Below are 6,408 nucleotides of genomic sequence, written 5' to 3' on the forward strand. Positions count from 1 at the left end.
CCATGGCCACCACGCAGACGCCGCGTCGACGGGGCCTGCGTGCGCCCGCCTCGCTCACCACCCTGCTCGCCGCCACCGCCCTGGCGCTCGTGGCCTGCACCGACGGGGAGCCACGATCACCGGGTACGGCCTCCCTTTCACCTTCCCCCGCGCCGAGCGCGTCCGCGTCGACGGCTACATCCGCGGTCCCCGCCGGACCGGTCGCCCCGACCGGTGAGGCCACCACGGTCGTCGGCGGCCTCGACGCGCCCTGGTCGATGGTCCGACTCGCCTCGGGCAGCACGCTGGTGAGCCAGCGCGACGCGGGCGACGTCCTCGAGGTCGTCAGCGGCGGCGCGGTGCGGCAGGTCGGCGTGGTCCCCGGGGTGGCCGCGGGAGGCGAGGGCGGGCTGCTCGGGCTCGCCGTCCTCACGCCGGCGGGATCGGAGCCCGCGGGAACCTGGCTCTACGCCTACCTGACGACGTCGTCCGACAACCGCATCGTGCGGTTCCCGCTCACGGGAGCGGCCGGGTCGTACGCGCTCGGCGGCGTCGAGGAGATCCTCGTCGACATCCCCCGGGCCGGGAACCACAACGGCGGACGCATCGCGTTCGGACCGGACGGCATGCTCTACGCCACCGCGGGCGACGCCGGCGACCGCAGCCTGGCTCAGGACGTGGACAGCCTCGGCGGGAAGATCCTGCGGCTCACACCCGACGGCGCAGTGCCGGGCGACAACCCCTTCCCTGGGTCGCCCGTCTTCTCCCTCGGCCATCGCAACCCGCAGGGCATCGCGTGGGATCGCGACGGCGGCCTGTGGGCGAGCGAGTTCGGGCAGAACACCTGGGACGAGCTCAACCGGATCACCCCCGGTGGCAACTACGGCTGGCCGGTCGCCGAGGGCATCGCCGGAGCCCAGGGCATGATCGACCCGGTCGCGCAGTGGGCCACGGAGGACGCGAGCCCGAGCGGTCTGGCGATCGTCGACGACACGATCTTCATGGCCTCGCTCCGCGGCGAGCGCCTGTACGGCATCACCGACGGCGTGCACGTCCCGGCGGGGAGCAGCGTGCTCGTGGGCGTGATCGACGCGGTGCCCTACCTCGTCGGCGAGTTCGGACGGATCCGCGACGTCGTGGCCGGCCCGCCGGGGACCGCCTGGATCCTCACGAACAACACCGACGGCCGCGGTTCGCCCGGAACCGAGGACGACCGGATCGTCGAACTCCCGCTCGCCCCGCTCGCGGCCCGCTGAGGACTCACCGCCACACCTGTGGGTCATCCCGCGCCTGCGGTCCGGTGTCGGTCGCCGGGAGTACCATCCAGGCATGGCAGAACTCAGTCGGGTCACGGCGTGGGCACAGGCGCTCATCGTGCTGCACCTCGACCCGACGGTCTGGACCTTCGGCTTCGACAACGCCAAGCGACGCGCCGGCCTGTGCAACTTCACGACGAAGCGCATCACCGTCTCGCGCTATCTCGCGGCACGCTACGACGACGACGAGATCCACCAGATCCTGCTCCACGAGGTCGCGCACGCCCTCGCCGGGGCGCGCGCCGGGCACGGACCCAAGTGGCGCAAGGTCGCCGAGGAGATCGGCTACGAGGGCTCGCGGCTCCACGAGGGCCAGACGGCCGACGAACTCGCCCCGTGGGTCGGCACCTGCCCCTCGGGCCATGTCCTCTACCGGCACCGGCGCCCGAGCCGGGCGACCTCCTGCGGCAAGTGCTCGCGCTCGTGGGACGAACGCTTCCTCCTCAGCTGGGTGCACCGGGAGGTCACGCCGGCCATGCGGCGTCGGGCGGCCGCGTTCGACGGCTCCACCTCGCCTGAGCCAGGCATCGGGTCATGACCGGCGGCGCGGTTCCCGCCGGCAGCTGGATCGCACTCCTGCGCGGGGTCAACGTCGGCGGCGTCACGATCCGCTCCGCCGACCTCGCCGAGGTGTTCCGATCGGCCGGGTTCTCGGGAGTCCGCACCGTCCTCGCGAGCGGCAACGTCGTCTTCGACGACCCAGAGCACCAGCCTGGCGAGACCGCGGACGATGCACGTGGTGCGCTGAAACGGCGCATCGAGCGGTCGCTCGCAGAGGCCTTCGCCTACGAGGCGTGGATCGTGCTCACGCATCAGCACGCACTCGCCGACGTCATCGAGGCCTACCCTTGGCCGGAGGCCGAGCAGGTCCAGCCGTACGTCATGTTCTCCTCCGAACAGACCTCCCTCGACGCCCTCCTTGCGTTCTCGGCGGCAGCCGGGGAGCAGCCCGACCGCGTCGCATCCGGCGACGGCGTCCTCTACTGGGAGGTCCCGAAGGGGTCGAGCACCGACACCCCCTTCGCGAAGGAGTCCTCGAAGGCCCGGTTCAAGCCGCACCTCACCACACGCAACCTGCGGACGCTGCGCAAGCTCCTCTGAGCAGGCTGTTCCGCGGCACCGGCGCAAGCCCCTGCGAGGTGCCCCACGGTGGCGTACGCTGAATTGATCAGCTAGCTGCACAATTCTGGAGGCATGCGTCATGACCGGCACCGATTCACCCACCACCGCGGACCGCGTCCGGCAGATCGCCGTCGCCGTCAGCGCGGTCCTCGCGATCATCGGCTCCTACATCGGGTCGGGAGCCGCCGGGGGCACGCAGGTCCAGAACGCGGCGAACGGCGCGTTGAGCGCCTCGTCGACGCCGATCGCACCGGACGGGCCCGCGTTCTCCATCTGGAGCGTCATCTACCTCGGGCTCGTCGCCTACGCGGTCTGGCAGTTCCTGCCCTCGCAGACGACCCGTGAGCGCCACCGTCGTCTCGGCTACTGGGTCGTGGCGAGCCTGCTGCTGAACGCGGCGTGGATCCTCGTGGTGCAGGCGGGCTTCCTGATCCTGAGCGTGTTCGTGATCATCGCCCTCCTCGGTGTCCTGGCCCGCATCTTCGTGATCGTGCTCCGGACCAAGCCGTCCGGCGTGGTCGACGCGATCATCACGGACGGCACGATGGGCCTCTACCTCGGATGGGTGTGCGTCGCGACGGCGGCGAACATCACCGCTGCGCTCGTCGGATCCGGGATCGGGAGCGCGGACGGACCGGCCGCCGGTGTCTGGGCGATCATCGTCCTCGCGGTCGCCGGAGCGGTCGGGATCCTGCTCGCGGTCGTCGGCCGCGGACGGATCGCCCCCACGCTGTCGCTCTGCTGGGGGCTCGCGTGGGTGGCCGTGGGCCGATTCACCGGCGAACTGCTCTCGACCGAAGCCGGGGTCACGGCGCTGATCGTCGCGGTCGTGGTGGCCGTCGTCACCGTGGTCGTCCGCGTCTCGCGGGGACGCGACCGAGCGGCGCTCGTCGGCGCCTGACGCTCCGCACGCTCCACGGCCGCGGCGCTACTCGCCGGTGCGGCCGTCGAGCTGTTCGCGGAGGACGTCGAGGTGCCCGAGATGCCGAGCCGTCTCCTCGATCATGTGGAGCTCGATCCACCGCAGCGTGAACCGCTGGTCGTTGCCGCGGCAGACGTCGTCGAGCTGATACCGCGACGCCACCTCGCGGGACTCCGCACAGGCCGCCTCGTAGTCGGCGATGATCTCGGCCAGGCTGTCGTCGGCCGTGACGCGCCATTCGCCGTCGGGGTCGTCGTCGGTCCACCGTGCCGGGACGTCCGACTGCCCGTCCATGTCCTCGCGGAACCAGCTGCGCTCGACATCGGCGAGGTGTCGGATGACGCCCGACACCGTCGTGATGCTCGGCAACAGTCGCTTGGCCGCGAGCTCGTCGGTGAGCCCGCGCGCCTTCCAGACGATGCTGGCGCGCTGCAGATCGAGGAACCCCTCGATCGTCTCGCGCTCGCCACCGCGCTCAGGCGGCTGCGGGCGGTCGCCCCAGTCGGCCATCAGTCGACGACCTCGACCTCGTTCCCGAAGGCGACGTAGCCGGAGAAGTCCTTGCCGACGCGGTCGAACGCGGTCGGATACGGGGTCGGGTACGACCAGGCCACATCGGGCTTGACCTCGCCGCCGTCGGTGACGCCCCAGTACTGGGCGTCGCCCTTCCACGGGCAGTGGTACTGGGTGTCGGTCTCGACGAAGCGCTCGCGGTTGAGGCTCGACGGCGGGAAGTACCAGTTGCCCTCGATCTTGATGAGCTCCGATTCGGGGGCTTCGGCGAGGACGGTGGTTCCGAGGAGTGCGCGCATGCGCCGAGACTACGCCCGGAACACGGCTCCGTCCAGGACCGGGACGACGCTTGACACGTCGACCGCGCGTGCCGCCTGGACGTGCTGCGTGGCACCCGCCTGCGCGAGCTGCTGGGCGGTGGCGGACGCGGACAGCAGGTGCCCGACGCCGTTGCGCAGGCCCTCGTATGCGGCGGCGGCAGCAGCGGCCTCCGGTGAGGTGAAGTCGATGCCGCGGAGCCCCAGCGCCTCGATCACGGCACCGGCCCCGAAGAGGTCCTCGACGGCGAACCGGGTCTCGGCCGTGTCGTCGAGTTCGCCGACCGCGATGACGACGATGCTCGTGCGCCGACCGAGCTCGGCCTGCTTCGCGATGATCCAGTCCGCGACCGCCGACCGGTTGCGCAGGCACCCGGCGACGACCGTCGCACCCGCGTCGGCGAGGAGCGTGGCGATCTGCGCCGTCTCACCGCGGTCGTCCAGCTCGGCGACGGCGACGGTCTCCCCGCCGCTCACGCGCTGCTCGACGGAGGTCGTCGCGTGGAGCACGTCCACGACGACCGCGACGTCCGCCGTCTCGACCCGCCCGGCTCCTGCGACGCCCCAGTCGAACCTGACCTGGTACTTGGTCTGGGCGAACGGCGGGTGGACGGGCGGCGGTGTGGCGGCTGCGGTACTCACCCGTTCATCGTATCCACGCGCACCCACCCACCCCACGACTGTTGCGTCCGAAGACCTCCGTGGGGGTGGTCGCCAGCGCGGTGCGCTGACGCGAGCGCGGGTCATCGGACGTGAGCGCGGGCCTCCGGAGGGGCGCGCTCACGCGCCAGACCCGCGGTGACGTCAGCGCACCGCGCTGGCGCACGGGCAGGGGTTCAGCGGGAGGCGGTGGGGAAACGACGGTCGTCGGGGTGGGGCGGACGCATCTCGTTCCGGATGAGCTCGAAATCGTGACGACTGAGCTCGAGGAACCCCCGGCGGAGCTGGACACCCCAGTTCCGGGTGAAGCTCGTGAAGTCGAGGAGCGCGAGCATCGGACGGATGGGCGCCTCGACCGCGTCCGGGTACCAGTCGACACTCCGCCGCCAGGGCCGCCAATCGGCACCGTCCGGTCGCGGCACGGCCGCTTGGTAGACGGTCTCGTCGGAGACCCGCCCGATCGCGGTGAACGCCTTGAGCGGCTCGCCGTCCGGGGTGCTGACCCGCGGCGAGTAGTACACGAACCCGTCGGACTCCCGCATCTGGTCGAGACCGCCACGCTGCCCGTGGTTGATCTGCACGAAGCCCTGCCGGACGCCGAGGACGACGTGATCCCGCTGGATCACGCCCAGCCAGTACCGGATCGCCATAGGCACAGTCTTCCCTACCGGCGCACCCCCTGCAGCCGCCGAGCCGCACATGCGACACTGAGGCATGCGCGTGATGCTGAAACTCGTCCTGGACTGTGATGTCGACGTCGCCTGGCGGGCACTCCGCTCCCCGGCCGTCCTGCGGGAGCTCTACAGCCCCGTCATGGGACTCGAGGCGCTCGACGCCGACGGGTTCCCCACCATCTGGGAGCCGGGAGCGCACCGCGTCCGAGTGAAGGCCGCCGGCGCGATCCCGGTCGGTGACCAGATCATCGACCTCGAGTTCATCGAACGTCGCGACGGCACCCGCATCCTCCACGACCAGGGTGACCCGGTCAGCGGGCCGCTCAGCAAGCTCGCCGGGTGGGACCACCAGATGGCGGTCGCCCGCGACAAGCACGACCCGACGAAGACCCTGTACCGCGACCAACTCGTGATCACCGGCGCGATCGCCCCGCTCTACTGGTACCCGCTGTGGGCGACGTGGCAGTGGCGCGGTGCCCGCATCAAGGCGCTCGCGCCGAGCTGGGCCTACGACCCGCCGCTCCCCGGCGACGAGGAGGACGACGAGGTCGGCGCGACGGTCGAGGGCGCCATCTGACGCCTCGCCGTCCGGAGGCCCGACCAGCCGTCCGTCAGCGCTGAGCCGCCTCGCCCCAGTGCGTCGACTCGCCCGCGGGCGAGACCGTGCGTGGGACACCGGTGGCCGACGATCGCAGCAACGCCGGCAGGAACCGGTCCGGCATGTTCTGGAACGCGACCGGCCGCAGGAAACGGGTGATCGCAGCCGTCCCCACCGAGGCTGTCTCTTATACACATCTCCGAGCCCACGAGACTTAAGACAAGATCGCGTATGCCGTCTTCTGCGTGAAGAGGGGGGGGGGGGGGGGGGGGGGGGGGGGGGGGGGGGGGGGGGGGGGGGGGGGGGG

At 71.5% G+C, this 6,408-nt stretch carries 10 protein-coding genes; 5 read left to right on the forward strand and 5 right to left on the reverse strand.

What is annotated here, in order from left to right:
• Positions 1-2: 2 nt before the first annotated feature.
• The 4 genes from ACQG07_RS04220 to ACQG07_RS04235 all read left to right on the forward strand — a co-directional run bounded on the left by ACQG07_RS04220 (position 3) and on the right by ACQG07_RS04235 (position 3,318).
• Positions 3-1,235, forward strand: a complete 1,233-nt coding sequence (locus ACQG07_RS04220) for a PQQ-dependent sugar dehydrogenase (protein ID WP_426737306.1) — start codon at positions 3-5, stop codon at positions 1,233-1,235.
• Between the two features lie 73 nt (positions 1,236-1,308).
• Positions 1,309-1,833, forward strand: a complete 525-nt coding sequence (locus tag ACQG07_RS04225; RefSeq protein WP_079705233.1) for a SprT-like domain-containing protein — start codon at positions 1,309-1,311, stop codon at positions 1,831-1,833.
• A complete protein-coding gene (locus tag ACQG07_RS04230) occupies positions 1,830-2,396 on the forward strand; it encodes a DUF1697 domain-containing protein (protein ID WP_274499501.1) in 567 nt (188 codons plus the stop codon). The genes ACQG07_RS04225 and ACQG07_RS04230 overlap by 4 nt, the downstream gene beginning before the upstream one ends.
• Before the next feature lie 100 nt (positions 2,397-2,496).
• The gene (locus tag ACQG07_RS04235; protein WP_426737308.1) at positions 2,497-3,318 is read left to right on the forward strand and encodes a TspO/MBR family protein; all 822 of its coding nucleotides are present in this window, start codon (positions 2,497-2,499) and stop codon (positions 3,316-3,318) included.
• A 27-nt stretch (positions 3,319-3,345) separates the two neighbouring features.
• Here ACQG07_RS04235 and ACQG07_RS04240 read toward each other — a convergent pair whose 3' ends face one another.
• From ACQG07_RS04240 to ACQG07_RS04255, 4 genes are all read right to left on the reverse strand, one after another.
• A complete protein-coding gene (locus ACQG07_RS04240; RefSeq protein WP_426737310.1) occupies positions 3,346-3,849 on the reverse strand; it encodes a DinB family protein in 504 nt (167 codons plus the stop codon).
• Positions 3,849-4,151: a DUF427 domain-containing protein gene (locus tag ACQG07_RS04245; RefSeq protein ID WP_085510219.1), complete on the reverse strand. Its 303-nt coding sequence runs from the start codon at positions 4,149-4,151 to the stop codon at positions 3,849-3,851. The genes ACQG07_RS04240 and ACQG07_RS04245 overlap by 1 nt, the downstream gene beginning before the upstream one ends.
• Positions 4,152-4,160: 9 nt before the next feature.
• Positions 4,161-4,811, reverse strand: a complete 651-nt coding sequence (locus tag ACQG07_RS04250; RefSeq protein ID WP_426737313.1) for a 2-phosphosulfolactate phosphatase — start codon at positions 4,809-4,811, stop codon at positions 4,161-4,163.
• A gap of 194 nt (positions 4,812-5,005) precedes the next feature.
• The gene (locus ACQG07_RS04255) at positions 5,006-5,479 is read right to left on the reverse strand and encodes an EVE domain-containing protein (RefSeq protein WP_426737315.1); all 474 of its coding nucleotides are present in this window, start codon (positions 5,477-5,479) and stop codon (positions 5,006-5,008) included.
• 73 nt (positions 5,480-5,552) lie between these two features.
• Between ACQG07_RS04255 and ACQG07_RS04260 the strand changes: the two genes are divergently transcribed.
• Positions 5,553-6,080 carry a hypothetical protein gene (locus ACQG07_RS04260; RefSeq protein ID WP_426737317.1) on the forward strand — a complete coding sequence of 176 codons (528 nt, stop codon included), beginning with the start codon at positions 5,553-5,555 and terminating at the stop codon, positions 6,078-6,080.
• Between the two features lie 34 nt (positions 6,081-6,114).
• Here ACQG07_RS04260 and ACQG07_RS04265 read toward each other — a convergent pair whose 3' ends face one another.
• Positions 6,115-6,276, reverse strand: a complete 162-nt coding sequence (locus ACQG07_RS04265; RefSeq protein WP_426737320.1) for a hypothetical protein — start codon at positions 6,274-6,276, stop codon at positions 6,115-6,117.
• Positions 6,277-6,408: the final 132 nt, after the last annotated feature.

The sequence above is a fragment of the Plantibacter sp. 2H11-2 genome, assembly GCF_050031945.1.
Lineage (GTDB): Bacteria > Actinomycetota > Actinomycetes > Actinomycetales > Microbacteriaceae > Plantibacter > Plantibacter auratus.